The sequence below is a fragment of the Sphingomonas abietis genome, from assembly GCF_027625475.1.
In the GTDB taxonomy this organism is placed as follows: domain Bacteria; phylum Pseudomonadota; class Alphaproteobacteria; order Sphingomonadales; family Sphingomonadaceae; genus Solisphingomonas; species Solisphingomonas abietis.
Genome location: NZ_CP115174.1, coordinates 4,076,050 through 4,102,777 on the forward strand (window position 1 = coordinate 4,076,050; position 26,728 = coordinate 4,102,777).

Sequence of the window (26,728 nt, forward strand, 5' to 3'; positions counted from 1 at the left end):
CATGCTCGATTTCCCACGCTGGAAGATCGCCTCGATCATCGGCATATTGCTGATCGGTATCCTGCTGTCGGTGCCGAGCCTGATGCCCGAATCGACCGCCAAGCAGCTTGGCCTCGGCTTCGCGCCGAAGATCAATCTCGGCCTCGATCTGGCCGGCGGCAGCCACATCCTGCTGGAAGCGGATACGGCCGACGTCGCCAAGACGCGCCTCGCCAACATGCAGGACACGATTCGCACGGCGATGCGCAAGGCCACCCCCGGCCCGATCGCGATCGGCGACATCTCCACCGCCAATAATGCGATCAGCTTCTTCGTCCGCGATTCGCAGAAGCTCGATGCCGCGGTCGATCTCGCCCGCACGCTGACCCAGCCGGTCGGCACCAGCGGGACCCGCGACTGGAACGTCACCGTGGTCGATTCGACCCGCATCGTGATGACCCAGACCCAGGGCGGCATCGATCAGTTCATCGACCAGGCGATGACCGGCGCAGTGGATATCGTGCGCAAGCGCATCGACGCGCTCGGCACCAAGGAGCCGACGATCGCCCGCCAGGGCAGCGACCGCATCCTGGTCGAAGTGCCCGGCGTGCAGGATCCGACCGAACTGAAAGCGCTGATCGGCAAGACCGCGAAGCTCGAATTCAAGCTGGTCGACACCCAGGCCGATCCGGCCAAGATCGCCGCCGGCCAGGCGCCGATCGGCGACCAGCTGCTGCCCTATCAGGGCCGCCCGGTGGCGCTGTTCCGTCAGGCGATCCTGACCGGCTCCGATCTCAAGACCGCGCGCCAGGATTATGACGAGAACAACCAGCCGGCGGTGGCGATCGGCTTCAACTCGAAGGGCGCCCGCGCCTTTGCGGAAACGACGCAGGCCAATGTCGGCAAGCCGTTCGCGATCATCCTCGACAACCAAGTGCTCTCGACGCCGGTGATCCAGTCGCCGATCCTCGGCGGCAGCGCGATCATCAATGGCAGCTTCACCGCGCAATCGGCGCAGGCACTGGCGATCTCGCTCCAGTCCGGCTCTCTGCCGATCGCCCTGAAGACCGTCGAGGAGCGCACCGTCGGCCCCGGCCTCGGCGCCGATTCGATCCATGCTGGCATCATCGCCTCGACCATCGCGGTGATCGCCGTGGTGCTGTTCATGTTCATCACCTACGGCCGCTTCGGCGTCTATGCGAACCTCGCGGTGATCATCAACGTGTTCGTGATCCTGGGCCTGATGGCGCTGCTCAACGCGACGCTGACGCTGCCCGGCATCGCCGGCTTCGTGCTGACGATCGGCACCGCGGTGGACGCCAACGTGCTGATCAACGAGCGCATCCGCGAAGAGCGGCGGCGCGGCCGCGGCGTGATCCAGTCGGTCGAGCTCGGCTACAAGGAAGCCAGCCGCACCATCTACGAGGCCAACATGACCCACGCCATCACCGGCCTGATCATGCTGATCCTGGGCTCCGGCCCGGTCAAGGGCTTCGCCGTGGTGCTGCTGTTCGGTATCATCACCTCGGTGTTCACCTCGGTCACCTTCACGCGCATGCTGGTCGCGCTCTGGCTTCGTCGCCAGCGCCCGCAAGCGATCAACATTTAAGGCCGCCGGATCATGCGCCTGCTCAAGATCGTCCCCGACAACACCAATATCGGCTTCGTGAAGCTGCGCGGCTGGGCCTTCGGGCTCACCGCCCTGCTCACCATCGCGGCCGGCGTGCTGGTCGGCGTGCGCGGCCTCAACTTCGGCGTCGATTTCGTCGGCGGCCTGTCGATCGAGGCCCGCTTCCCCGGCGACGCCCCGCTCGACGACATCCGCACCCGGATCGACGCGCTCGGCGTCGGCGATGCCCAGCTCCAGCAGTTCGGCCCGAAGAACACGGTGTCGATCCGCCTGCCGCTGCCCAACTCCACCGATCCGGCCGCGACCAATGCGCTGGTCGGCAAGGTGCAGGCGGCGCTCGCGCCCGATCATGTCATCCTGCCGTTCGATCAGGTCGATACCGTCTCCGGCAAGGTGTCGGGCGAGCTGATCTGGAAGGGCGTGCTGGCGGTGTTCGCGGCGGTGTTCTGCATCGCGCTGTTCGGCATCGTCCGCTTCGAATGGCAGTTCGGCGTCGCCACCTTCGTCTCGATCTTCCACGACGTGCTGATGACGCTCGGCTTCTTCGCCCTGACCCGGCTGGAATTCGATCTCAACATCGTCGCCGCGGTGCTCACCATCATCGGCTATTCGATCAACGACAAGATCGTGATCGACGATCGCATCCGCGAGAATCTGCGCAAATACCGCCAGATGCCGCTGGGCGAGCTGATCGATCTCTCGGTCAACGAGACGCTGCCGCGCACCGTGATGACCTCGCTGACGATCCTGCTGGCGCTGCTCTCGCTGCTGCTGTTCGGCGGCCATGTGCTGCGTGGCTTCACCGCCGCGATGATGCTGGGCGTGGTGGTCGGCACCTATTCGTCGATCTACGTCTCGTCCTCGCTGCTGATCACGCTCGGCCTCGACAAGTCCCGCTTCCGCCAGATGACGGATGCGACCGACAAGAAGAAGGCCGCGCGCGCCCGCGCCGAGCGCATCGCGCCGAAGCCCTGATGGCGGATCGGGTCTGATGGCGAAATTCTCGCCCGATCCGGTGGCGTCCGGCCCGGCGATCCAGGCAATCACCGCGGACGGCGGCTTCCGGATCGACGGCGACATCTATCCCGACGGTGCGCTGCTGACCCCCGAGGCGGCGGAGCGCTGGCAGGCACCGGCCTTCGACGCGCTCGATGCCGGCAGTTTCCCGACCTTGCTGATGCGTGATCCGGCGCCCGAATTCCTGCTGCTCGGCACCGGCAGCACGATGCGCCGCCCTGCGCCCGCCTTCACCGCCGCGCTGGAGGCACAGGGCATCGGCATCGAGCTGATGGACAGCCGGGCCGCGGCCCGCGCCTGGGGCGTGCTGCGGGCCGAAGGGCGTGAGATCGTCGCGGCCTTGCTGCCGCTGGGCCGGTAATCCTCCCACCCGTCAGACGGGGTGATGGGCCACAATCCCCGCCAGATGAGTCCGCAGCGCCTCGGCATTGGTCTCCCACGTAAAACGCTCGGCCGTCGCCCGCACCGCCAGCGGATCGGGTGGCGAGGCCAGCAGCGCCCCGACCGCCTCGGCGATCTGCGCTGGATCGCGCGCGACGATCCGCCCGGCGGCCGGCCGATCGACCAGCTCGCGCGCGCCGCCGGCGTCGCTCAGCACCAGCGGCGTGCCGCAGGCGAGCGATTCGACCCACGCATTGGCCAGCCCTTCGGAGGTCGAGACGAGCACGCCGACATCGGCGGCGGCGGCCAGCGCCGGCAATGCCTCATGCGGCTGCGCGCCGAGCAGGCGAACCCGATCGGCGACGCCGAGAGCCTTTGCCAGCCCCTCCAGCGCGGCGCGTTCCGGCCCCTGCCCCGCGATCATCAGCGTCGTATCGGGCAGCGCCGCCAGCGCGCGGATGGCGAGATCGTGGCTCTTGCGCGGGATCAGCGCGCCGACCGAGAGCAGCAGCGGCCCGGATACCCCCAGCGCCGCCTTCGCCGCCACCCGATCCGCCACCGGCCGGAAGCGATCGAGATCGACGCCGGTATAATGCACCCGAATCCGCTCTTCGGGCAGGCCCAGTGCCACCATGTCGGCCTTCAGCGCCGCGCTTACCGCCAGCAGCCCGCCGGCCGCCCGCCCCGCCGCCAGAACCTGTGGCCCGGTGCGCCGCGCGCGGCCGAAATGATGGATGTCATGGCCGCGCGCCTTGATCGACACCGGCACGCCCAGCGCAGCGCCCAGCCGGACAGCCGCCGGCCCGTCGGGGAAGAAAAACTCCGCGTCGATCACGTCGAACGGGAAATCCGCCCGGATATCGCGCAGCAGCGGCAGCAGCGTGCGCGCCACCGCGCCCGGATTGAGCCAGCCCACGCCGGGCACGATCGGGAAGCGCGGCCGATGAAGATCGAGCCCCCGCCACGTCTCGCGTTCGGGAAGTCCTGCCAGCCCGCCCCAGCGTGCCGACAGCGACAGCGGCCAGCGCGGCACGCCGATCGGCGCCACGACGCGGACCTCGACATCGGGCAGGGCCGCGAGGCCGCGGGTCTGCCGTTCGACGAACACGCCGAAATTCGGCCGCGTCGCGTCGGGAAACAGCGTCGAGAGGGTGAGCACGCGCAGCATGGTCCGCCTTGTGCCACCGATCCGTTAAGAGCGCATTCAGTGCGACGGCGAAATGTCTCGGAGCTCTTCGACGGCTCTTCTTCAGGCCCCCATCCGGGGCCGCTTCCCACAGCCGGATCGACCCGCTAAGGATCGTCGCCATGCAGCGTTTCGCCTCCCGCCCGATCCTCCTCGCCGCGCTCGTCGCTTCCGTGTTCGCACCGCTCGCCGGCTGCGCCAACAAGGGCAAGAAGAAGGCCGACACCACCTTCATCGCGCGGGATGTGGATACGCTCTACAACCTCGCCCGCGACCGGCTCGACAAGAAGCAGTACAAGATCGCGGCGCAGCTGTTCGACGAGGTCGAGCGCCAGCATCCCTATTCGGTGTGGGCGCGCCGCGCCGAACTGATGAGCGCGTACAGCTATTATCTGGCGCGCGACTATAACAGCTCGATCGCCTCGTCGCAGCGCTTCCTGTCGATCCACCCGGGCAACCGCGATGCGGCCTATGGCTATTATCTGATCGCGATCGACTATTATGAGCAGATCAACGACGTCACCCGCGATCAGAAGATCACCCAGCAGGCGCTGGATGCGCTGGGCGAACTGGTCCGCCGCTATCCGAACAGCCGCTATGCAGCCGATGCGCGGCTGAAGATCGATCTGGTGAACGACCATCTCGCCGGTAAGGAGATGGAGATTGGCCGCTTCTACGAGCGCCGCTCCGAATGGCTCGCCGCGGTGATCCGCTTCCGCATCGTCATCGACACCTACCAGACCACCACGCATGTCCCCGAAGCGCTGGAACGCCTGACCGAATCCTATCTCGCGCTCGGCGTGCCGGCCGAAGCGCAAAAGGCGGCGGCGGTGCTCGGCAACAATTATCCCGGCTCCAAATGGTATGCCCGTGCCTTCAACCTGATGAACAAGAAGGCGCCGACCGCGGGCGAGGCCAAAGGGCACAAGGCCAAGCACGAAAAGCATGAGAAAAAGGCCAAGGGCGCCTGATTGCATATCGGCGTTCATATCTTGTTCTCATGGGCGCGCCGATAGGCTAAGGGTCTCGCGATGCTGATCCGGCTGGCCATTCGCGACGTGGTGCTGATCGAGGCGCTCGACCTCGATTTTTCCGCCGGGCTCGGTGCGCTGACCGGGGAGACCGGCGCGGGCAAATCGATCCTGCTCGATTCGCTGGGCCTGGCGCTGGGCGCGCGGGCCGATAGCGGCCTCGTCCGCCACGGCGCCGATCGCGCCGTCGTCACCGCCAGCTTCGATGTGAGCGAGGATTCCGTCGTCACCGGGCTGCTCGCCGATAACGGGCTGGAAGGCGAGCCCGGCGAACCGCTGATCGTCCGCCGCATCGTCAAGGCCGATGGCGGCTCGCGCGCCTCGATCAACGACCAGCCCGTCTCCGCCGCCCTGCTGCGCGAACTCGGCACGCGGCTGGTCGAGATCCACGGCCAGCATGACGATCGCGGCCTGCTCAACGCCCGCGGCCACCGCGCGCTGCTCGATGCGTTCGGGCGCTTCGATACCGGCCCGATCGCGACGACGCACGCGCGCTGGCGCGCCGCGGAGGCCGCGCTGGAGGCGGCACGGGCCGATATCGAGACCGCCGAACGCGATCGCGAATGGCTCGATCATGCCGTCGCCGAACTGCGCCAGCTCGCCCCCGAGGCCGGCGAGGAGGAGACGCTCGCCGCCGATCGTGCCGCCATGCAGAAGGGCGCGCGGCTGGCCGAGGATCTCGGCCACGTCACCACCCATCTCGATGGATCGGACGGCGCGCTGGCGGGGCTGCGGCAGGCGGCGCGGCGGCTCGACCGGATCGCCCACGAGCATGAGGCGCTGGCGACGGCGCTCGCCGCGCTCGATCGCGCCGTGATCGAGGCCTCCGAGGCCGAGGATGCGCTCGCCGAGGCGGGCCGCGCGATGGCGTTCGAGCCCGAGCGGCTCGACGCGATCGAGACCCGGCTGTTCGACCTGCGCGGCATCGCCCGCAAGCATCGCGTCCAGCCTGATCAACTGGCCGCGCTCGCCGAGGAACTGGAAGCCCGCCTGTCCCGCATCGAAGCCGGTGGCGCGGGTCTAGCTGCACTCGAACGCGCCGTCGCCGCCGCCCGCACCGATTATGAGCGCGAGGCCGCCGCCCTGTCGGATGCCCGCGCCGGCGCGGCGCTGCGGCTCGACAAGGCGGTGGCCGGCGAGCTCGCCCCGCTCAAGCTCGACGCCGCGCGCTTCCGCACCGCGATCGAGCGCCTCCCCGAAGCGCAATGGGGCGCGGACGGCCGCGATCGCGTCGAGTTCCTGATCTCCACCAATCCCGGGGCGCCGTTCGCGCCGCTGGTCAAGATCGCATCGGGCGGCGAATTGTCGCGCTTCATCCTCGCGCTCAAGGTGGCGCTGGCCGAGGCGGCGGGCGCGCGCACGATGATCTTCGACGAGATTGATCGCGGCGTCGGCGGCGCGGTGGCATCCGCGATCGGCGATCGGCTGGCGCGCCTTTCCACCAAGGCGCAGCTGCTCGTGGTGACGCACAGCCCGCAGGTGGCGGCACGCGCCGACCGCCAGCTGCTGATCGCCAAGAGCCACGACGGCACCGTCACCCGCACCGGGGTCCGCCTGCTCGACGAGGGCGAACGTCGCGAGGAGATCGCCCGGATGCTGTCCGGCGCCGAAGTGACCGACGAGGCACGGGCGCAGGCGGGCAAGCTGCTGGCGGCCTGAACGGCCGGCCTGGCAACCGGACCATCTTCCGTTCGTCCGGAAGCGCTCCTTATCAGGCGCGCATAACGACTGCGTCCCTACGGATCACGCTGCGATCGGCGCCTGATCCCATCGTCATCCTGAACTTGTTTCAGGATCCCGGCGAACCTTGGCGCGAATGCCCGGAAGAGGGGGATGCTGAAACAAGTTCAGCATGACGCTCGAAGACAAAATCGCCTCCAGATATTCGGCCAATTCATTGTCGATCGGCTGGAGAATCCGCTCACGGGAGAGGCTGCCGTCACGCCGTCACGATATCGCCGTCGCGCACCACCACCGGCCATCCGGTCAGCGCCTGCCCCGCGCACGGGCCGCCGACGCACAGCCCGTCTTCCGGCCGGAACAGCGCGCCATGCCACGAACAGGCGACCAGCGATCCGTCGGGCGTCAGATACTGATCGAGCTGCTGGGCCAGCGGCAGGCCGGCGTGCGGGCAGCGATCGACATAGCCGAACACGCCGTCACCGCGCCGCACCACGAAGCCATGGAAACGCCCCGCCTTCATCTGCAGCACGAAATTGCGCGCCGCGCCGTCGGCGATCAGCTCGATCGGCCCGAGCCGCACCCCGGCAGGCGTCGCCGACAGCCGCTCGCCGTCGCTCATTTCTCGTGCTCGCCTTCGCTCATTGCCCGTGCTCGCCTTCGCTCATTGCGGATCGGCGTCCGGCTGGCGGCTCGGATGCGCGGCCTCGAACGCCGGCAGCGCGCGCGCACGGTTAGCGGCCGCGACCAGCGTCGGATATGGCCCGAGATCGATGCCGAAGCGCTCGGCCGAATAGATTTGGGGCACGAGGCAGATGTCGGCGAAGCCCGGCGCATCGCCATAGGCGAAGCCCTCGCCATGGCGCGCCGCCATCACCTCCAGCGCGGCGAGCCCGTCGCCCATCCAGCGCGCCATCCAGGCCGCCACCTGCGCATCGTCGGCGCCGAATTCCGATCGCAGCGCGGTCAGCACGCGCAGATTGTGGAGCGGGTGGACGTCGCAGGCGATCGTTGCCGCCATCGCGCGCACGATCGCGCGGCCGGTCTTGTCGACGGGGAGCAGCGGCGGCGCGGGATGGCGCTCCTCCAGCCATTCGAGGATGGCGAGGCTCTGGGTCAGTACCACGCCGCCCGCTTCGCCCTCCCACGCGATCGCCGGCACCATCCGCTGCGGATTGAGCGCGGCATAATCGGCGGTGCCCTGTGCGCCGATGCGCAGATCGTGCGCGACCGCACGATAGGCGACGCGCTTGAGGTTGAGCGCGATCCGCACGCGATAGGCCGCGCTCGATCGCCAGTAATCGTGGAGGATCATCGCGGCAGCTCCGCCTTGGGGAAACCGTTCCACACCGCGTCGTAATCGGGCTGGGCGTGATCGCGGGCATGCGCCGTCAGCCGATAGGGCCAGCAGCTCTCGACCATGAACGCCATCGTCCCCTCGATCCGGTGCGGCGTCAGCGCGGCGGCGCTCGCTTTCTCCCAGCTGGCGACATCCGGGCCGTGCCCGCTCATCAGATTGTGGAGGCTCAAGCCACCGGGCGCGAAGCCCTCGGCCTTGGCGTCGTAGGCGCCGTGGATCAGCCCCATCGCTTCCGACATCACGTTGCGGTGGAACCAGGGCGGCCGGAAGGTGCCCTCCGCCACCATCCAGCGCGGCGGGAAGATCACGAAATCGGCGTTGGCGCGGCCGGGCACGTCGCTGGGCGAGGTCAGCACCGTGAAGATCGACGGATCGGGATGATCGAAGCTCACCGTGTTGATCGTGTTGAAGCGCGCGAGATCGTAGCGCCACGGCGCGAGGTTGCCGTGCCACGCCACCACGTCGAGCGGCGAATGGTCGAGCGTCGTCTGCCACAGCGCGCCCAGATATTTCTGGATCAGCACGGTCGGGCGATCGACATCCTCGTACCAGGCGACCGGCGTCTCGAAATCACGCGGGTTGGCGAGGCCGTTGGCGCCGATCGGGCCGAGATCGGGCAGGCGGAACAGGCTGCCGTGATTCTCCGCGACATAGCCCCGCGCCTCGCCGTCGGGAAGCAGCGCGCGGAAGCGGACGCCGCGCGGCACCAGCGCGATCTGGCCCGGCGCGATGACGATCCGGCCGAGTTCGGTGAGCAGCTCGACCTGGCCGGCCTGGGGGACGAACAGCAGCTCGCCGTCGGTATCGACGAACACCCGGTCGACCATGTCGCGGTTCGCCGCATAGACATGCACCGCCACGCCCTCGAGCGAGGCCGGATCGCGGTTGGCGAGCATTGTCGTCAGGCCGTCGATCAGGTCGGTGCCCGGTGCCGGTGCTGCGATCGGATCCCAGCGCAGTCGGTTGGGCGCGAGCGGCTCGGCGCTGGTCCCCGGCGCGAAGCGGGGCGCGCCGTCGTAGCGGCGGAACGGCGGATGCTCGGCCGAGGGACGCATCCGGTAGAGCCAGCTGCGCCGGTTCTCGTGGCGCGGCGCGGTGAAGGCGGTGCCCGACAGCTGCTCGGCATAGAGGCCGAAGGGCGGCCGCTGCGGCGAGTTGCGCCCGATCGGCAGCGCGCCCGGCACCGCCTCGGTCGAGACATGGTTGCCGAAGCCGGGGAGGTAATCGGTCATGCGTCGCTCCTCATGCCCGCTCCCGCCCGGACGGGAGAGGGCCTTGGGTCAGGCATCCACCGCGATGACGCCGCGCCGGATCTGGTCCAGCTCGATGCTCTCGAACAGCGCCTGGAAATTGCCGTTGCCGAAGCCCTCATTGCCCTTGCGCTGGATGATCTCGAAGAAGATCGGGCCGAACAGATTCTCGGTGAAGATCTGGAGCAGGATGCCCTCCCCGGTCTCGACGCTGCCGTCGATCAGGATGCGGTTGCGCTGCAGCCGGGCGAGATCCTCGCCATGGCCGGGCACGCGCTTGTCGACCAGCTCGTAATAGGTCTCGATCGTGTCCTGGAGCGTGACGCCGCGCGCGCGCAACCGCTCGACCGTATCGAAGATGTCCGGCGTGGTCAGGGCGAGATGCTGGATGCCCTCGCCCTTATAGTCGCGGATGAACTCCTCGATCTGGCTCTTGTCGTCCTGGCTCTCGTTGAGCGGGATGCGGATCGCCTTGTCCGGCGCGATCATCGCCTGGCTGAACAGGCCGGTGGCCTGCCCCTTGATATCGAAATATTTCTGCTCCTCGAAATTGAAGAGCGTGCGGTAGAATTCGCTCCACACCCGCATCTGGCCACGCTTCACATTGTGGGTGAGGTGATCGAGCAGATCGAGGCCGACATTGTTCTTCGCCTCCGCCTCGCGCCAGCCCGGGAACGCCGCCCAGTCGGCATAGAGATCGGCATCGCTCCGAATGAAATAGAGGTAGGAGCCGCCAATCCCCTGGATGACGGTATCATCCTCCTCGGTCGGCTGGGCGCCATGCTCCAGCGCCCATTCCATCGCCTTCGCCGGATCGGCCACGCGGAACGCCATCGCGCTCGCCGACGGGCCATGCTCGCCGCGAAAGGATGCGACGCGGCCGGCCTCGTCGCGGTTGAGCATCAGATTGATGCGGCCCTGCTTGTAGCGGGTGATGTTCTTGCTCGGATGGCGATGCGTGGCGGTGAAGCCCAGCTGCTCGAACTGGCGGGCCATCGCCTCGGGATCGGGCGAGGTGAATTCGACGAACTCGAAGCCGTCGAGGCCCAGCGGGTTGTCGGCGGGGTTGTCCAGAGCCATGGGATTCGCTCCATATATATGGTATCAATTGCAACTATAAATGACGCCTTGCCCGACAAGTGTCAAATGCTACCGTCTTTTCCGCGATGAGCCATCCCCTGATCCTCGACCATTTCCTGCCCTACCGCCTCTCGATCACCAGCAATCTGGTCAGCGGCGCGGTGGCGGATACCTACAAGGCGCTGTTTGGCCTCACCATTCCCGAATGGCGGCTGATCGCGCTGATCGCCGAGCGGGAGGGCATCACCCAGCAGGAGATCGGCGCGCTCAGCCGGATGGACAAGGTGACGGTCAGCCGTGCCGCCATCGCGCTCGCCGATCGCGGCCTGATCGAGCGCCGCCCCAATCCCGCCGACAAGAGATCGCAGCTGCTGGCGCTGAGCGAGGCCGGCCGCCATCTCTATGCGGCGGTGACGCCCAAGGCGCTGGAGATGGAACATGCGCTGTTCGGCCGCTTCTCCGACGCCGAGTTGGAGACGTTCATCGCCATGCTGCGCCGGATCGATGCGGCGGTGCTGGATAGCGGCCCCCCATCCGATGGTGGCGGCGCGATCTGAGCGGCGCTGCCAATGCGCGGCGATCGGGATATGTTGAATTGCCTACTGTATAGATAGACTATTATTGCCATGCGGGCCGGCGCGTTGCACAAGGCTGGTCCACCCCGATCCCGAGGTGCCCTTCAAACTGACCCCGCCGGCTTTGGTCAGCTCGGCGGGGTCTTCTTTTCTGGTCTGGTCTGGTCTGGTCTGGTCTGGTCAGGGCACGCCACCGGCCAGCGCCCGCTCGAACAGCCAGACCCGGATGGCGCTGGCGAGATTGGCCGGCGCGTCCGCCTCGATCCGCTGCACGTCGATCCGTGCCACCAGCGCGGACAGCGGCAGCGACAGATCGGCCGCCGCCTGCACCAGCGCCTCCCAGAAGATGGGCTCCAGGCTGATCGAGGTCGCATGACCGGCGATCATCACCGATCGCTTGACCGGCCCCGCCATCAGCGCGCGCTCCCGATCCGGCTGCTCAATACATGTGCTGCCCGCCGTTGATCGACAGCGTCGATCCGGTGACGAAGCCGCCCTCCTCGGCGACCAGGAAGGCAACGCCGCGCGCGATCTCGGAGGCGTGGCCGAGGCGGCCGACCGGGATCTTGGCGACGATCTTCTCGAGCACGTCCTCCGGCACCGCCGCCACCATGTCGGTGTCGATATAGCCCGGCGCGATCGCGTTGACGGTGACGCCGAACTTGGCGCCTTCCTGCGCCAACGCCTTGGTGAAGCCGTGGATGCCCGATTTGGCGGCGGCGTAATTGACCTGGCCATATTGGCCGGCCTGGCCGTTGATCGAGCCGATGTTGACGATCCGCCCCCAGCCCCGCGTCCGCATCCCCGGGAAGGTCGCCTTCGCCATGTTGAAGCAGCCGCCGAGATTGGTGTCGATCACCTGCTTCCACTGCTCATAGCTCTGCTTGAGGATGGTGCTGTCGCGGGTGATGCCGGCATTGTTGACGATCACATCGACCGGGCCGAGATCATCCTCCACCTTCTCGACGCCGCGATGCACGGCATCGAAATCGGACACGTCCCATTTGTAGGACGGGATGCCGGTTCGGTCGCTGAACGCCTTCGCCCGCGCATCGTCGCCCGCATAGTTGGCGGCGACCTTCATGCCCATGTCCTTCAGAGCCAGACTGATCGCTTCGCCGATGCCACGGGTGCCGCCGGTCACGATCGCTACGCGGTTCATATGCCTCTCCTCAGGGGACTTTGCACGAACCTAGGGGAGCCGCATCCAGCCTTCAAGTTCCCGCATGATGATGGTTTCGAGCATGGCGATACCCGCCGCGCTGTCGTTGAGACAGGGCAGCGCGGCGAAGTGGGTGCCGCCCGCGGCGAGGAAGGTTTCGCGGCCCCGGATCGACAATTCCTCCAGCGTCTCCACGCAATCTGCGGAGAAGCCGGGGGCGACCAGCGCGATCCGCTTCACCCCCTTGCCCGGCAGCGCCGCCAGCATGGTATCGGTCGCGGGCTCCAGCCACTTCGCCCGGCCGAAGCGCGACTGGAAGCAGACCAGCAGCTCGCGGCCGAGCGCGTCCGAGAGCAGCCGCGCCGTCTTGCGGCAGTGGCAATGATAGGGATCGCCGAGCTCCAGCGTCCGCTGCGGCATGCCGTGGAAGCTGGCCATCACCGCATCGGGCTCGAAATCCAGCGCCGCGAGCGATTCGCGCACCGACGTCGCCAGCGCCGCGATATAGGCCGGATCGTCATAATAAGGCGGCAGCGTGCGGAGCGCCGGCTGCCAGCGCATCGTGGCGAGCGCGGCGAAGGCGGCATCGTTGGCGGTCGCCGTCGTCGCCGCGCAATACTGCGGATAGAGCGGGGCGACCAGGATGCGTTCGCAGCCCTGAGCCTTCAGCGCCGCCAGCCGATCCGCGATCGCCGGCCGGCCGTAGCGCATCGCATAATCCAGCACCACGCCCGGCCCGAACGCGCCATTGAGTGCGACCGCCTGACGCCTGGTGATCGCCGCGAGCGGAGACCCTTCCGCGGTCCACACCTGCGCATAGGCATGGGCGGATTTGCTCGGCCGGGTGCGCAGGATGATGCCGTGGAGGATCGGCATCCACGCGATCCGCGGTATCTCGACCACGCGCGGATCGGACAGGAATTCGGCGAGGTAGCGCCGCACCGCGCCGGCTTCGGCCGCATCCGGCGTGCCGAGATTGACCAGCAGCACACCGATCTTGGGCGTGGGTATGGGCGGATGATTCTCGGGCATCAGGCGATCGCGATCAAAGGAGTGGCTTTCAACAGGAGAACGGGCAACAGGAGAATGGGCAGCGGGAAAGAGCGGGATCGCCGCCGGAGACAGGCACGCCGGCGGCGGCACATGATCCCGGCGGTCATGCCGGGTTGATGCGGGATCGCGGCGGCACCGTAAAGGCCCCTCTCTCCGTCACGCTGATCGAGGCCGTCGATCGCTCGCAGCAATTGGCGATCGCGACCATCGGCTGTCAGGGGGGCTTTGAATGGCTCCCCGCCCCCTCTAAAGAGGCGCGACCAGCCAAGGACATGCCGTTGCCGCAGATCGACCCTTCCCATTATATCCACTTCACCGATCTGCATCTCCATCCCGAGATCTTCTCGATCGGGTTCTTCGCGCTGCGCTGGTATTCGCTCGCCTACATCACCGGGATCATCGCCGGCTGGTGGTATGTGCTGAAGCTGATCGATCGGCCGGGCGCGCCGATGGCGCGGCGCCATGTCGACGATTTCGTGTTCTGGGCGACGCTGGCGGTGATCCTCGGCGGCCGCGTCGGCTATATCCTGTTCTACAATTTCGCCGAATATGCCGCGCATCCGGCCGATATCTTCAAGCTGTGGGAGGGCGGCATGTCGTTCCACGGCGCGATGCTGGCGGTGGCACTGGCGATCACCGCCTTCTGCCGCAAGAACGGCCTCAGCATCCTGCGCTTCGGCGACTATATCGCGGTGGTGGCGCCGATCGGGCTGTTCTTCGGTCGCCTCGCCAATTTCGTGAATGGCGAGCTGTGGGGCAAGGTGACGACGGTGCCATGGGCGATCGTCTTCCCCGGCCCGGAAGCCGGCCCGCTGCCCCGCCATCCGAGCCAGCTCTACGAGGCCGGGCTGGAGGGCATCGTGCTGTTCGCGATCCTCAACCTGATGTTCTGGCGATCGAAGACCGCGCGCTACCGCCCGGGCCTGCTCGCCGGCACCTTCCTGACCGGCTATGGCGCCTTCCGCTTCTTCGTGGAGTTCTTCCGCGAACCCGACCAGCAGTTCGCCGGCACCTTTTTCGCCACCACCCTGCACATGGGCCAGCTGCTCGATCTGCCGATGCTGATCTTCGGCCTCTACCTGATCGCCACCGCCAAGGGACGGCGCGTGCGCGTCGAGCCGGTCGCCGGGAATGACAGCGTCGCCTGACCATCCGGCCACCACGCTGGAGGCGCGGCTGCTCCGCCTGATCGCGGGCGGCGGCCCGATCCCGCTCGCCCAATATATGGCGCTCGCCAACGGCCATTATTACGCGCATCGCGATCCGCTGGGCGTCGAGGGCGACTTCACCACCGCGCCCGAGATCAGCCAGATGTTCGGCGAGCTGATCGGTCTGTGGGCGGCCGACCTGTGGGCACGCGCCGGCTCTCCCGATGCCGCCTGGGTCGAGCTCGGGCCGGGGCGCGGCACGCTGTCCGCCGATGCGCGGCGCGCCATGGCCCGCGCCGGCTTCGCGCCGCCGCTCCATCTGGTCGAGACCAGCCCGCTGCTGCGCGACAAGCAGGCGCAGGCGGTGCCGGGTGCGATCCATCACGACAGTATCGATACCTTGCCCACCGATCGCCCACTGATCGTCGTCGCCAACGAATTCTTCGATGCGCTGCCGATCCGCCAATTGGTGCTGACCGCCGATGGCTGGCGCGAGCGGATGGTGGACGTCGATGGCGACGGCGATGGCGGGCGCCTCGTCCCCGCCGTCGGCGAACAGCGCTTCGATGGCGTCGTGCCCGCCGACATCGGCGGGGCCGCAGGCGACGTGATCGAGACCGCGCCCGCCGCGACCGCGATCCTGCGCGATCTCGCCGCGCGGATCGTTGCGCAGGGCGGCGCGCTGCTGGCGATCGACTATGGCTATGAGGGGCCGGCCACCGGCGACACCTTGCAGGCGATCCGCCGCCACCGCTTCGCCGATCCGTTCGCGGCGCCGGGCGAGCAGGATCTGACCGCCCATGTCGATTTCGCCGCACTGGCCGAGGCGGCACGGGCGGAGGGTGCCGCCGTCCACCCGATCGCGACGCAAGGCGCGCTGCTGGAGGCGCTCGGCATCGGCGCGCGCGCGACCACCCTCGCCCGCGCCGCACCGGATCGGCAGGCCGATATCGAGGCGGCGTGGCGCCGGCTGTGCGCGCCCGACGCGATGGGGACATTGTTCAAGGCGCTGGCCCTGACCGCGCCGGATTGGCCGGCACCGGCCGGCTTCGGGGGAGGACAGCCATGATCGAGTATCGCGACGCCCGGCCGGAGGATGCCCCTGCGCTCACCCGCATGGCGGCCGACAGCTTCGTCGAGACCTTCGGCCATCTCTATCGCCCGCAGGATCTCGACAGCTTCCTGCGCGATGCGTTCGGGCCGGCGGGCCTGCCCGCGCAGATCGGCGACCCGGCCTATCGCATTCGCGTCGCCACCGACGACGGCATCATCGCCGGCTTCGCCAAGATGGGCCCATGCGGCCTGCCGAGCCCGCCGGTGCCCGACGATGCCGCCGAACTCAAGCAGCTCTACGTGCTCAAGCCGTGGCAGGGCGCCGGCATTGCCCAGGCGCTGATGGCCTGGGCGATCGAGTGCGCGCGGGCGGGCGGCGCCGCGCATCTCGTGCTCAGCGTCTATGCCGACAATCACCGCGCGCAGCGTTTCTATGCGCGCTATGGCCTGGCCGAGATCGGCGCCCATCCGTTCATGGTCGGCGCGCAGATGGACGACGACCGCATCTGGAGCGTGGCGCTGTGACCGTGGAACCCAACGACGTCGAGGTCATCCGCGCCGATGCGCTGGCCGGCATCCCCCACGGCTTCCTCGGCCGGCGCGGCGGCGTCTCGACCGGCATCTATGCCGGGCTGAACGTCGGGCTCGGATCGGACGACGACCGCGCCGCCCTGGCCGAGAACCGGCGGCGCGTGGTGGCGGCGGTGAAGCCGGGCACGACGCTCGCCACCGTCCATCAGGTCCACAGCGCGATCGCGGTGACGGCCGATGCCTTCGCCGACGAGGCCCGCCCCCATGCCGACGCGCTGGTCACCGATCGGCCGGACCTGCTGCTCGGCATCCTCACCGCCGACTGCGTGCCGATCCTGTTCGCCGACGCCCAGGCCGGCGTGGTCGGGGCCGCCCATGCCGGCTGGAAGGGCGCGCTCGGCGGCGTGGTCGCCGCGACGGTCGACGCGATGGAGGCCCTTGGTGCCGACCGCGTGCGCGTCGCCGCCGCGATCGGCCCGTGCATCGGCCGCGCCAGCTACGAGGTGGACGACGCCTTCCTCGCCCGCTTCTGCACCGACGATCCGCACAACGAACGCTTCTTCCTCGCCGGCCGCCGCGCCGGCCATCACCAGTTCGACATCGAGGCCTATGTCGTCGCGCGCCTCGCCGCCGCCGGCATCCCGCGCATCGAGGCGCTCGGCCTCGACACCTATGCCAACGAGCACCGCTTCTTCAGCTACCGCCGCGCTACGCATCGCGGCGAGCCCGGCTATGGCCGCGAGATATCGGTGATCGGGCTGCCTGCCTAAATCCTCCCCAAGCTCGCTTGGGGAGGAACAAGCTCACTTCGTCACGAATTTTCCGGGCTCGGTCAGCGTCGCCGCGATCCAGCCATTGCCGTCGGGATCGGTGAACATCGTGAAGCGGCCCCAGGGCTGCGCCTCGACCGGCGACACGGTGATGCCGAGCCCTTCCAGCCGGGCATGTTCGGCATCGATATCGGAGACGTGCAGCATCAAGCCCTGCTGGCCGCCGGGCCTCAGCCCCTCGAACCACGTCACCAGCGCGATCGAGGCACCCCCGGTCTTCGGCTGGAGCTGCACCCATCGCATCTCCGGCCCCATCGGCTCGTCGTCCAGCAGGTCGAAGTCCATGATCTCGAGATAGAAGCGCTTCGCGGCGGACTGGTCCGCCACGGGGACGGATACGACGGCGATCGACATGGCAAGTCTCCCCCAATCGGCTAGACCGACAGCATAGCGTCGCATCGTGGCGACTCCGAGAGGATAATATGACCGACAACAGCATTCCCGAGACCGAGGCCGATCTGTCCGGCGTCACCCCCCGCCGCCGTCCCAAGGCGGACGTGCTGGAGGTCGGCGGCCGCCGCCTCAGCCCCTCGACGCTGATGATGGGCCACGCTTTCGATCCGGCCCTGTCCGAAGGATCGCTCAAACCCCCGATCTTCCTGACCTCCACCTTCGTGTTCGAGAATGCGGCGGCCGGCAAGCGCCACTTCGAGGGCGTCACCGGCAAGCGCCCCGGCGGCGCCGACGGCCTCGTCTATTCGCGCTTCAACGGCCCCAACCAGGAGATCCTCGAGGATCGGCTGGGCATCTGGGACGAGGCCGAGGACGCGCTGGTCTTCTCGTCGGGCATGTCGGCGATCGCGACGCTGATGCTGGCGCTGGTCAAGCCCGGCGACGTCATCGTCCACTCGGCGCCGCTCTACGCCGCCACCGAGACGCTGATCGGCCGCATCCTCGGCAAGTTCGGCGTGACCTTCCTCGATTTTCCGGCCGGCGCCACCCAGGCCGAGATCGAGGCGGTCGTCGCGCGCGCCAAGGACCAGGGCCGCGTCTCGCTGATCTATCTGGAGAGCCCCGCCAACCCGACCAACGCGCTGGTCGACGTCGAGGCGGTGCGCAATGTGCGCGATCGCCTGCTCGGCGAGGACCGGCCGCCGATCGCGATCGACAATACCTTCCTTGGCCCGCTGTGGCAGCAGCCGCTCCGCCAGGGCGCCGATCTGGTGGTCTACAGCCTCACCAAATATGCCGGCGGCCATTCGGATCTCGTCGCCGGCGGCATCACCGGCAGCAAGGCGGCGATCCTGCCGATCCGGATGATGCGCAACACGATCGGCACGATCAGCGATCCCAACACCGCCTGGATGCTGCTCCGCAGCCTCGAGACGCTGGAGCTGCGAATGAGCCGGGCGGGCGAGAATGCCGCCAAGGTCTGCGCCTTCTTCCGCGATCACCCCAAGGTGGAGAGCGTCGGCTATCTCGGCTTCCTGCAGGAAGGCACCCGCCAGGCCGACATCTACAACCGCCACTGCACCGGCGCGGGCTCGACCTTCTCGCTCTACCTCAAGGGCGGCGAGCGCGAGAGCTTCGCCTTCCTCGACGCGCTGAAGATCGCCAAGCTGGCGGTGAGCCTCGGCGGCACCGAGACGCTGGCTTCCTGCCCGGCGGCGATGACGCATCTGTCGGTGCCGGACGCACGCAAGCAGGAACTCGGCATCACCGACAATCTTGTCCGCATCTCGGTGGGCGTCGAAAATGCCGACGACCTGATCGCCGATTTCGATCAGGCGCTGAAGGCAGTGTGAGCGAAGCGTGCGCCGCTCGTCCGTGGGGCGGGCGGCGTTTCGGCAAACCTCATCCCAACACGCAATATATCAGCACGATATAGTCCTTCTATTTCGTAGATGACTGCCGATAGATTGCCTCCGACAATATGGCGGTTATCACAATTTTGCTGAATTCGATATTCTGGCCAATATTTACGCAACTTCCCAAAGCCGGCGATATTTTTGAATATCCTGCCATCTCATCTGCACTGGCGACCGAAGCAAGGACGATCGTGCGACTATCGCCCGGGTCGGCACGCACGACGCAATCCGCAAAATCGTGCAGAGCGATGTAGGATTGCGACTTCGGCGAGTCTGGATCGCTGACGTCCGCCTTATAGTCGATCGGCTTGCCGTAGAGCGGCGGCACAATTCGCAAAAAATCCCTTCGATAAAGCGCGTTGAACAGACCGCCGCGCATAAGCGACGGCTGCATTCGCAACTCGCCATATCGCAGGCAATCCGGCATAGCGAGATTGAGCAGCGCCTTATCGGCAGCCGGATCGGTTGCGGGCAATGCAAGGGCTTTCGTGACCGAAGAAGGCGATCGAGCGACCACACATTCAGAAAATTCCAGGATCGTTTCCCGGGCCTTGTCTGCGGGAGACATTCTATAGAGCGGAATCTCTGCCGGGGAGACCTGAGATATTCTGCTTCCCAGTTCATATTCAGTTTTTGCCGACAGGAAAGACGTGGATATCGGCAATATCGCAGCAAGAAACATCGCTATAATGGATGCCATGCCTTTGAATGCCCGCATCTTTCCGTCCCCCCAGAGCCTAAAAAAAATGAAACATGAAGTTGACCATGGCAAACTTCAATGATTAAAATCAAATCTCAACCAAACTCCAGCGGCCGTAGAATATGGACTGTACACAAGGTGCATAACGGCGCATATTATTCTCCGAACACCCCATAAAGCCGCCGCCATGCCGCCACTTCGGCGCGCAGATGCGCAGGCGGCGCGGCACCCGAGAGGACGAGGTTCGCGACTTCGTCTTCGGGGTGGACCAGCACCTTTTTCTCGCCGTCATGAATCCACACCGGCACCATCTGGTCGCACAGCCCGTCGATCAACTCCGCCGCCGCCGCGCCGCCGAAGACCGCCCGGCCCACCAGCGATCGGATGACGATCGCAACGCCCTCGAACACATTCCGCGGCGCGCGCACGAAATCCAGCGACACCAGCAGGCCGGAGCGATCGGGCCGCGCGGCATCGGGCATCGCCGCCGCCCGGCGCCAGCCGCAGAACCACGCCCGGCAAATGTCCGGACGCACCGCATGGATCGTACAACCTTGCGCACCGAGATGGGTGCAGCGCGTATTTGCCGGCTTGCGGAGATCCGGCGTGTCGATCCGCAGCGTTTCACAGCAGACGGTGCAATCGCCGCAGTCCCGATCGGCGACCAGCGGCCCGAAAATCGTGGTTTCCAGATCCATGGGCATGGGCATCGCAGCCGCTAGCGGCCCCAGTGGCGGATCGGCCAGCCGCGCTTCACCGCCAAGGCCCGCATCTGCGGGCTGGGATTGGCCGCAAATGCCTCGTCGGCCCACTCCATCACCGGCGCGTCCGAGACATGATCCGAATAGAAGCGCACATGGACGGCCGCGCGATCGATCCCCTGCGCCGCGAACCACGCCTCGATCATCCGGAGCTTGGCCGGGCCGTAGCAATTCTCGCCGTCGATCTTGGCGGTCACGCGCGCGTCGAGGCCGATGATCGAGTTGGTCGCGATCACGTCGTCGAAGCGCAGTCTCTCGGCGATCGCCTCGACATAGAGGCGGTAGGAGGCGGTGGCGAGCACCAGCCGGCGGCCGGCGGCACGGTCCTCCTCGATCTGCTTCAGCGCCCCCGGCAGGGTGTTCAGCCGATACACCCGATCGGCGAAGCTGGCGGTCAGCGGGGCGAGATCGGCGCGGGCGATATGGCGGCCGAGCAGCAGGCTCTGGTTGATCTCCTTGAGCTTCGCGCGCGTGAACAGCTTGCAGGCATAGCCCAGCATCGCCAGCAGCGCGATCGGCAGCAACAGCAGCCGCCACGGCGCCCGGGCCAGCGCCGCGTGGATCAGGAAGGGCGTGTAGGTGCCGGTGCGGGTGATCGTCCGGTCCATGTCGTAGATCGCCAATTCGGCCATGCGGCGATCGGTCATGCCCGGCCCTCCAGCACCGCTTCGGCGAGATCGAGATCGGCGAGCTTGTCGACATCGACCGCCGCCAGCGGATCGGACAGGCCGACCATCCGCACATCGGCGCCGAGCTTCCGCCCGGCCCGCGCCACACCCTCCTGCAAGGTGATCGTGCGGGTGGCGGCGCGCAGCAGCAGGCCGACGCCGAATTTGGCGATCAGCTTCCAGCCTTTCTTGCGGTCCTGCTCCACCGACGCCCAGCTCTCGATCACCGGCAGCGCGGCGGGGCCGGCGAACCAGAAGAGATTGGCGCCGGTCCAGTCGCCCTTGCGGAAACGCAGCCAGGTGCGCCTGGTCTGCGGGAAGCGCCGCTCGACCACCGCCCGCTCGACCACGCCGACCGCGACGTCGGCCCCCGCCGCACCCGCCAGGAACTCGGCGATCGTCTCGGGGCGGAGCAGGGCGTGGTCGGCGGTGGTGACGAACAGCGGGAACGGGGCCTCGCCGCTCTCCAGCGCCGCCACGATCGAGCGGGCGATGCCGCTGCCCGATCGCAGGAAGCTGATGCGCGGGCTGGCCGGCAGCACCGCCGCGATCGGATCGACGTCCTGCGTCATCACCCGGATCCGGCCGATTGCGGGTGCGGCCAGCAGCGTCTCGACCACGCGCGCGACCATCGGCGTGCCCGATACCGGGATCAGCGCCTTCAGCGTCTCGCCGCGCGAGGCTGCCAGCGCATCGATGCCCGGCCTGCGCCCGGCGAGCAGCAGCGCGGTCAGACCAGCCAAGACATGATCTCCCTGCCCTGCGCGCGCGCCGCATAGGCCTGCACCAGCCGCACCAGATGGAACAGACAGGACAGCATAGTCCACCATGCCACCCACCACAGTCCCCAATCGGGCCGCAGCACGATCAGGCTCGCCAACAGCAGGATATAATTGGGGTTGCGGCGCGCGGTGACGAGGCGGAAGCGGCTGTCGATCCGCTCCCACACATGGATGTGGATGCCGAAGCTGGTGATGAACGCGCCTTCAATGGTGCGCTGCATCGCATAACCGGCGACCAGCACCACCATGATCGCCCAGAATTCGCCCGTGTCGAAGGCGAGCCCCCAGGCAGGAACGGCGCAGCCCATGCCCCAGGCCCAGTACCAGAAGGGCGGGTGGACCAGATCGACGCCATGATCGAGGATATTGCCCCATTCGGACGAGGTGCCGGTGCAGCGCGCCAGCTTCCCGTCGACGGTATCGAGCACCATGAAGATCAGGCCGACCAGCAGGCCCGCCGCGAAATGCCCGCCCCAGAACAGGAAGAAGGCCCAGACGCACAAGGCGATGCCGACGATCGTCACCATGTTGGGGGTGATCCGCGCATAGGCGGCCCAGCGGGTGAGGCGGAAGGCGACGCCGCGCCACAGATAGAGGGTGAGGATATCGGTCACCCCCTTGTAGCTGGCGTCATAGCTCGCTTTCTCGATGCCGCGCACGGCCGCCGGCACCAGCGGCACCAGATAGGCGTCCTCGCGCTTGCGGAGCGTCGCATTGTAGAGGCTGGCGTCGGTTTCGGCGTCCTGCACGTCGAAGCCGGCCGGCAGCGGCGCGCCCGTGCCGATCGCCGCGATCACCGCCCGCACCTGATCCGCATCCGTGCAATGGACCAGCACCGGCCGTCCCCGATATGTCACGGCCAATCCGCCATGATCGCGGACATGCGCGAGCCAGGCCGGATCCCAAGTGAAACCGAGATCGGCGACGATCACGTCCCCAGTCGCCGGAACCTGTTCGATCGGCCGCAGTTTGGCCTTGGTGGCGAGACGGCGCGCGCGCTCTGCGGGGATCAACCCGAACACGCGCGTATCATTGTCGCCGGCGCCGAGGAACGCTACGCCCTGATGATCCTTTACTTCCATGGCGGCCCCTTTGGCAGGTTTCCCGCCTTTCCGCATCTCAACGAAGACATAATTTCTCCGCGCTTGCCGGGCGTAACGATCTGCCGCATCGTGGCCGCCACATGACCACCGCCCACGCCGCCGCCGCCGACTTCACGCAGGACGACCGCATTCTGCGTTGCACGGGGCCGTGGACGCTGTCGCAACTGGGCGACGTGCCGAACCGGCTGGAGCATCTGGATCGCCCGCCCGAGACGGTCGATCTGTCCGGCGTCGATCGCATGGACACGGTCGGCGCCTGGCTGGTCCATCGGCTGAAGCGCGATCATGCCGTCGCGATCGAAGGCGCCAACGACAAGGCCCAGGAGCTGATCGAGAAGGTCAGCACGATCGACAAGCCGCTGCGCTCCAAACCCGACGAGGGATCGCCCGTCCAGCGCGTGCTGGCGCATGTCGGCGACGCCACCATCATCGCCGGCCGCACGCTCTACGGCCTGGTCGAATTCTTCGGGGCGACCTTGATCGCGCTGTGGAACGTCATCCTCAATCCCAAGCGCTTCCGCGGCAATGCGGTGATCAAGCAGTTCGAGGTGGTCGGCGTCGATGCGCTCGCCATCATCGGCCTGATGAGCTTCCTGATCGGCATCGTCATCGCCCAGCAGGGCGCGATCCAGCTGCGCCAGTTCGGCGCCGAGGTCTACACGATCAATCTCGTCGGCCGCCTCACCTTCCGCGAACTGGGCGTGCTGATGACCGCGATCATGGTCGCCGGCCGTTCGGGCTCGGCCTTCGCCGCGCAGATCGGATCGATGAAGCTTGCCGAGGAGGTCGATGCGATGCGGACCATCGGCCTCGCCCCGATGGAAGCGCTGGTGCTGCCCCGGGTGATCGCCGCCGTCACCATGATGCCGATGCTGGCCTTCTATGCGGCGATGATGGCGCTGATCGGCGGCGGCCTGTTCAGCTGGTTCTCGCTCGATCTGCCACCCGTCACCTTCGTCGCCCGCATCCGCGAGGTCGTACCGATGACGGATGTCTATCAGGGGCTGATCAAGGCGCCGGTGTTCGGCCTGATCATCGCCATGGCCGGCTGCTTCCAGGGCATGCAGGTGGAAGGCAATGCCGAAGCGGTCGGCCTGCGGACGACCAGCGCGGTGGTCCAGTCGATCTTTCTGGTGATCGTGCTCGACGCCTTCTTCGCCGTCTTCTTCGCCTCGATCGGGTGGATCTGATGGCGAGCAAACCCCAGCCGGCGCCCACCATGCAGAATGGCGCCGCGCAGGATGACATCGTCATCCGCGTGCGCGGCCTCGTCAATCGCTTCGGCGAGCAGGTCGTCCATCAGGATCTCGATCTCGATGTCCGGCGCGGCGAGATTCTGGGTGTGGTCGGCGGATCGGGCACCGGCAAATCGGTGCTGATGCGATCGATCATCGGCTTGCAGATGCCGGCCGACGGCGCCATCGACGTCTTCGGTCACGCGATGATCGGCGGCAGCGACCAGGATGCCGAGGCGGTTCGCCGGCGCTGGGGCGTGCTGTTCCAGAACGGCGCGCTGTTCTCGACGCTGACCGTCGCCGAGAATGTGCAGGTGCCGATCCGCGAATATTATCCCAGGCTCGACGACCAGCTGCTCGACGAGATTGCCAGCTACAAGATCATCGCGTCCGGCCTGCCGCCCGAAAGCTCGAGCAAATTTCCGTCGGAGCTGTCGGGCGGCATGCGCAAGCGCGCCGGCCTCGCCCGCGCGCTGTCGCTCGACCCCGAACTGCTGTTCCTCGACGAGCCGACCGCCGGCCTCGATCCGATCGGCGCGGCCGCGTTCGACAATCTGATCAAGACGCTGCGCGATCTGCTCGGGCTGACGGTGTTCATCATCACCCATGATCTCGACACGCTGTATGCGATCTGCGATCGGGTCGCGGTGATCGCCGACAAGAAGGTGGTCGCGGTCGGAACGATCGAAGAATTGGTCGCGTTGGATCACCCGTGGATCCAGGAATATTTCAATGGCCCGCGCGGGCGAGCCGCCGAACAATCGGCCGAGCGAGCCGGCGAGGAAGGCCTCAGGCCGTCCTCGCCCCGGCAGGCGGACGCGCTTTCCGGAAGCGACGAACTGGGTACGGGTGGGGGAGCCTGAGGGACTGATGGAAACGCGCTCGAACCATGTGCTCGTCGGCGGGGTGGTGCTCGCCATCGTCGCGATCGCGGTCGCCTTCATCATCTGGATGATGCAGGTCGGCAACGGCCACCAGCATGATTATGACATCTTCTTCCCGAACTCGGTGGATGGGCTGGCCAAGGGCTCGGCCGTCGCCTTCTCGGGCGTGCCGGTCGGCAAGATCGACGACATCAAGCTGATGCCGGACCAGCCCAATCTGGTCCGCGTGCGGATCTCGGTGGACGAGAATACCCCGATCCTGAAGGGCACGACCGCCACCGTCGCCGGGGTCGGCTTCACCGGCGTCAGCCAGGTCAATCTCGGCGGCGCGCAGAAAGGCGAGCCGCCGATCACCGATGTCGGGCCGTTCGGCGTGCCGGTGATCCCGACCAAGCCCGGCATGCTCGCCGGCCTGCTCAATTCCGCACCCGATCTGCTCGCCAAGCTGTCGACGCTGGAGACCCAGCTTTCCAAGCTGCTCGACGACGACAACCAGCATTCGGTGAAGCACATCCTCGCCAACATCGATTCGCTGACCACCAACCTTGCCGCCAACGGCCCGCAGATCCGCGAGACGTTGAAGGCCGCGCAGGTGACGATCAAGCAGGCGGGCGACGCGGCCCAGCAGATCAGCGAGCTGGCCGGCACCACCAACCAGCTGCTCGACGAGCAGGGCCGGCCGATGATGGCGAACCTCAACAAGACGATCGCGTCCGCCCAGCAGGCGGCCGACAGCCTGAACGATCTGGTGAAGTCCGCGAAGCCCGGCGTCGATACGCTGAGCAAGCAGACCGCGCCGCAGATCGACCAGCTCGTCCGCGACCTGTCCGACATGGCGGAGGCGCTGAACCAGACCGCCAATCGCCTCAATTCCGGCGGCGGCGGCGTGTTCGGTCGCAAGCTGCCCGACTACAAGCCCGGCCATTGAGAGCGGAGAGACCCATGAAGACCCGCATCCTCGCCCTCCGCCCCGCCCTCCTGCTCGCGCCGATCCTGCTGGCCGGCTGCGTCAGCTTCGGGGCCAAGGTGCCGCCCCAATTGCTGCGGCTGTCGCCTGTCGCCGAGGCGCCGGCCAATGCCGGCGAGGTGCTGGGCAAGGGGCTGGCGGTCGCCGTCAGCTATCCCTCCGCCCCGATCGAGCTGTCCAACAACCGCGTGCCGGTGCGGACGGGCGCGACCCAGATCGCCTATGTGAAGAACGCCCAGTGGATCGACGCGCCGGCCCATCTCTTCCGCGACCTGCTCGCCGAGACGATTACGGTGCGCACCGGCCGGCCCACCGTCACCCCGCGCGAAGCCTCGCTGGCGCAGGGGCCACGCCTCGCCGGGCGGCTGCTCGCCTTCGGCATCGACGCCGGCGCCAACCGCGCCGCCGTCTCCTATGACGCGACGCTGGTGCGCAACGACGGCCAGATCGAGGCCCGCCGCTTCACCGCCACCGCCCCGGTCAGCGGCGCGATCACCGAAGCCAGCGCCGGCACCGCGATCAACGCGGCGGCAAACGACGTCGCCGTGCAGGTCGCGGACTGGGTAGGACGCTAGGCGGCAGGCCGGGAGCGACGATTCGCGGTCTATGGCCCCAACCCTCCCGCTTTTGCAGGAGCGGGCCAAAGACGTGGCGATTTTCGCCCCAAGAGGCGCTCCTTCGCGATAGCTCGTCACCCCGGACTTGGTCCGGGGTCCGGTCCCTTGGATTTCGGCTGGACACGGAAGAAGCGGAAATCTCCCCTCCCTGAAAGGGAGGGGTCGGGGGTGGGTTCGCCCGAGGCGGGCATGACCGCGATACGAAGACCGCTCCCGTTCAGGGAGGAGCTGTCTGGCTCCTTCCGTCCCAATTGTTG

General features: G+C 67.4%; 29 protein-coding genes. 15 read left to right on the forward strand and 14 right to left on the reverse strand.

Annotation, left to right across the window (positions count from 1 at the left end):
• Position 1 precedes the first annotated feature (1 nt).
• Genes secD through PBT88_RS19180 form a run of 3 tightly spaced genes read left to right on the forward strand, consistent with a single transcriptional unit; the run spans position 2 to position 2,987 of the window.
• A complete protein-coding gene (secD, locus tag PBT88_RS19170) occupies positions 2-1,588 on the forward strand; it encodes a protein translocase subunit SecD (protein WP_270076889.1) in 1,587 nt (528 codons plus the stop codon).
• Between the two features lie 12 nt (positions 1,589-1,600).
• Positions 1,601-2,584, forward strand: coding sequence for a protein translocase subunit SecF (gene secF / locus PBT88_RS19175; protein ID WP_270076890.1), 984 nt, complete (start codon positions 1,601-1,603; stop codon positions 2,582-2,584).
• Between the two features lie 16 nt (positions 2,585-2,600).
• Positions 2,601-2,987: an Mth938-like domain-containing protein gene (locus PBT88_RS19180; RefSeq protein WP_270076891.1), complete on the forward strand. Its 387-nt coding sequence runs from the start codon at positions 2,601-2,603 to the stop codon at positions 2,985-2,987.
• 12 nt (positions 2,988-2,999) lie between these two features.
• Here PBT88_RS19180 and PBT88_RS19185 read toward each other — a convergent pair whose 3' ends face one another.
• Positions 3,000-4,175 carry a glycosyltransferase gene (locus PBT88_RS19185; RefSeq protein WP_270076892.1) on the reverse strand — a complete coding sequence of 392 codons (1,176 nt, stop codon included), beginning with the start codon at positions 4,173-4,175 and terminating at the stop codon, positions 3,000-3,002.
• Between the two features lie 140 nt (positions 4,176-4,315).
• Between PBT88_RS19185 and PBT88_RS19190 the strand changes: the two genes are divergently transcribed.
• Positions 4,316-5,164 carry an outer membrane protein assembly factor BamD gene (locus PBT88_RS19190; protein ID WP_270076893.1) on the forward strand — a complete coding sequence of 283 codons (849 nt, stop codon included), beginning with the start codon at positions 4,316-4,318 and terminating at the stop codon, positions 5,162-5,164.
• Between the two features lie 60 nt (positions 5,165-5,224).
• Positions 5,225-6,883 carry a DNA repair protein RecN gene (gene recN, locus PBT88_RS19195; RefSeq protein WP_270076894.1) on the forward strand — a complete coding sequence of 553 codons (1,659 nt, stop codon included), beginning with the start codon at positions 5,225-5,227 and terminating at the stop codon, positions 6,881-6,883.
• 280 nt (positions 6,884-7,163) lie between these two features.
• Here the strand turns inward: recN and PBT88_RS19200 are convergent, their stop codons facing one another.
• Genes PBT88_RS19200 through hppD form a run of 4 tightly spaced genes read right to left on the reverse strand, consistent with a single transcriptional unit; the run spans position 7,164 to position 10,594 of the window.
• A complete protein-coding gene (locus tag PBT88_RS19200) occupies positions 7,164-7,526 on the reverse strand; it encodes a Rieske (2Fe-2S) protein (RefSeq protein ID WP_270076895.1) in 363 nt (120 codons plus the stop codon).
• A gap of 42 nt (positions 7,527-7,568) precedes the next feature.
• On the reverse strand, positions 7,569-8,219 hold the full coding sequence (gene maiA, locus PBT88_RS19205; RefSeq protein WP_270076896.1) for a maleylacetoacetate isomerase: 651 nt from the start codon (positions 8,217-8,219) through the stop codon (positions 7,569-7,571).
• A complete protein-coding gene (gene hmgA, locus PBT88_RS19210; RefSeq protein ID WP_270076897.1) occupies positions 8,216-9,496 on the reverse strand; it encodes a homogentisate 1,2-dioxygenase in 1,281 nt (426 codons plus the stop codon). The genes maiA and hmgA overlap by 4 nt, the downstream gene beginning before the upstream one ends.
• A gap of 48 nt (positions 9,497-9,544) precedes the next feature.
• Positions 9,545-10,594, reverse strand: a complete 1,050-nt coding sequence (gene hppD / locus PBT88_RS19215) for a 4-hydroxyphenylpyruvate dioxygenase (protein WP_270076898.1) — start codon at positions 10,592-10,594, stop codon at positions 9,545-9,547.
• Between the two features lie 86 nt (positions 10,595-10,680).
• Here hppD and PBT88_RS19220 point away from each other — a divergent pair, with 86 nt between their 5' ends.
• Positions 10,681-11,151 (forward strand): MarR family winged helix-turn-helix transcriptional regulator, encoded by a 471-nt coding sequence (locus PBT88_RS19220; RefSeq protein ID WP_270076899.1) that lies wholly within the window; start codon positions 10,681-10,683, stop codon positions 11,149-11,151.
• Between the two features lie 198 nt (positions 11,152-11,349).
• Here PBT88_RS19220 and PBT88_RS19225 read toward each other — a convergent pair whose 3' ends face one another.
• Genes PBT88_RS19225 through hemH form a run of 3 tightly spaced genes read right to left on the reverse strand, consistent with a single transcriptional unit; the run spans position 11,350 to position 13,363 of the window.
• On the reverse strand, positions 11,350-11,583 hold the full coding sequence (locus PBT88_RS19225; RefSeq protein WP_270076900.1) for a ribbon-helix-helix domain-containing protein: 234 nt from the start codon (positions 11,581-11,583) through the stop codon (positions 11,350-11,352).
• Between the two features lie 25 nt (positions 11,584-11,608).
• The gene (gene phbB, locus PBT88_RS19230; RefSeq protein ID WP_270076901.1) at positions 11,609-12,331 is read right to left on the reverse strand and encodes an acetoacetyl-CoA reductase; all 723 of its coding nucleotides are present in this window, start codon (positions 12,329-12,331) and stop codon (positions 11,609-11,611) included.
• A gap of 30 nt (positions 12,332-12,361) precedes the next feature.
• Positions 12,362-13,363, reverse strand: a complete 1,002-nt coding sequence (gene hemH, locus PBT88_RS19235) for a ferrochelatase (protein ID WP_270076902.1) — start codon at positions 13,361-13,363, stop codon at positions 12,362-12,364.
• A gap of 293 nt (positions 13,364-13,656) precedes the next feature.
• On the opposite strand from hemH, the gene lgt reads away from it, so the two are divergent.
• The 4 genes from lgt to pgeF are packed head-to-tail and all read left to right on the forward strand — an operon-like array spanning position 13,657 to position 16,886.
• Positions 13,657-14,532, forward strand: coding sequence for a prolipoprotein diacylglyceryl transferase (gene lgt / locus PBT88_RS19240; RefSeq protein WP_270079324.1), 876 nt, complete (start codon positions 13,657-13,659; stop codon positions 14,530-14,532).
• Positions 14,516-15,601, forward strand: coding sequence for a class I SAM-dependent methyltransferase (locus tag PBT88_RS19245; protein WP_407696480.1), 1,086 nt, complete (start codon positions 14,516-14,518; stop codon positions 15,599-15,601). Before lgt ends, PBT88_RS19245 begins: the two co-directional genes overlap by 17 nt.
• A complete protein-coding gene (locus PBT88_RS19250; RefSeq protein WP_270076903.1) occupies positions 15,598-16,110 on the forward strand; it encodes a GNAT family N-acetyltransferase in 513 nt (170 codons plus the stop codon). Before PBT88_RS19245 ends, PBT88_RS19250 begins: the two co-directional genes overlap by 4 nt.
• Positions 16,107-16,886 (forward strand): peptidoglycan editing factor PgeF, encoded by a 780-nt coding sequence (gene pgeF, locus PBT88_RS19255; RefSeq protein WP_270076904.1) that lies wholly within the window; start codon positions 16,107-16,109, stop codon positions 16,884-16,886. The genes PBT88_RS19250 and pgeF overlap by 4 nt, the downstream gene beginning before the upstream one ends.
• Before the next feature lie 33 nt (positions 16,887-16,919).
• Here the strand turns inward: pgeF and PBT88_RS19260 are convergent, their stop codons facing one another.
• A complete protein-coding gene (locus tag PBT88_RS19260; protein WP_270076905.1) occupies positions 16,920-17,300 on the reverse strand; it encodes a VOC family protein in 381 nt (126 codons plus the stop codon).
• A 68-nt stretch (positions 17,301-17,368) separates the two neighbouring features.
• Here PBT88_RS19260 and PBT88_RS19265 point away from each other — a divergent pair, with 68 nt between their 5' ends.
• Entirely contained in the window at positions 17,369-18,691 is a 1,323-nt protein-coding gene (locus PBT88_RS19265; RefSeq protein ID WP_270076906.1) for a cystathionine gamma-synthase family protein, read from the forward strand.
• 88 nt (positions 18,692-18,779) lie between these two features.
• Here PBT88_RS19265 and PBT88_RS19270 read toward each other — a convergent pair whose 3' ends face one another.
• From PBT88_RS19270 to PBT88_RS19290, 5 genes are all read right to left on the reverse strand, one after another.
• Complete coding sequence (locus PBT88_RS19270; RefSeq protein ID WP_270076907.1) at positions 18,780-19,472, reverse strand: hypothetical protein; 693 nt, start codon at positions 19,470-19,472, stop codon at positions 18,780-18,782.
• Positions 19,473-19,609: 137 nt separating this feature from the next.
• The gene (locus PBT88_RS19275; RefSeq protein ID WP_270076908.1) at positions 19,610-20,158 is read right to left on the reverse strand and encodes a YkgJ family cysteine cluster protein; all 549 of its coding nucleotides are present in this window, start codon (positions 20,156-20,158) and stop codon (positions 19,610-19,612) included.
• 14 nt (positions 20,159-20,172) lie between these two features.
• Complete coding sequence (locus tag PBT88_RS19280; protein ID WP_270076909.1) at positions 20,173-20,862, reverse strand: HAD family hydrolase; 690 nt, start codon at positions 20,860-20,862, stop codon at positions 20,173-20,175.
• Entirely contained in the window at positions 20,859-21,626 is a 768-nt protein-coding gene (locus PBT88_RS19285; RefSeq protein ID WP_270076910.1) for a nucleotidyltransferase family protein, read from the reverse strand. Before PBT88_RS19285 ends, PBT88_RS19280 begins: the two co-directional genes overlap by 4 nt.
• Positions 21,614-22,747, reverse strand: coding sequence for a CDP-alcohol phosphatidyltransferase family protein (locus tag PBT88_RS19290; RefSeq protein ID WP_270076911.1), 1,134 nt, complete (start codon positions 22,745-22,747; stop codon positions 21,614-21,616). Before PBT88_RS19290 ends, PBT88_RS19285 begins: the two co-directional genes overlap by 13 nt.
• A 101-nt stretch (positions 22,748-22,848) precedes the next feature.
• Between PBT88_RS19290 and PBT88_RS19295 the strand changes: the two genes are divergently transcribed.
• The 4 genes from PBT88_RS19295 to PBT88_RS19310 are packed head-to-tail and all read left to right on the forward strand — an operon-like array spanning position 22,849 to position 26,429.
• Complete coding sequence (locus PBT88_RS19295) at positions 22,849-23,958, forward strand: ABC transporter permease (protein WP_270076912.1); 1,110 nt, start codon at positions 22,849-22,851, stop codon at positions 23,956-23,958.
• A complete protein-coding gene (locus PBT88_RS19300) occupies positions 23,958-24,866 on the forward strand; it encodes an ABC transporter ATP-binding protein (protein ID WP_270076913.1) in 909 nt (302 codons plus the stop codon). Before PBT88_RS19295 ends, PBT88_RS19300 begins: the two co-directional genes overlap by 1 nt.
• 7 nt (positions 24,867-24,873) lie before the next feature.
• Positions 24,874-25,815, forward strand: a complete 942-nt coding sequence (locus PBT88_RS19305) for an MlaD family protein (protein ID WP_270076914.1) — start codon at positions 24,874-24,876, stop codon at positions 25,813-25,815.
• Positions 25,816-25,829: 14 nt separating this feature from the next.
• Positions 25,830-26,429, forward strand: coding sequence for an ABC-type transport auxiliary lipoprotein family protein (locus tag PBT88_RS19310; protein ID WP_270076915.1), 600 nt, complete (start codon positions 25,830-25,832; stop codon positions 26,427-26,429).
• The last annotated feature ends 299 nt before the right edge of the window (positions 26,430-26,728 follow it).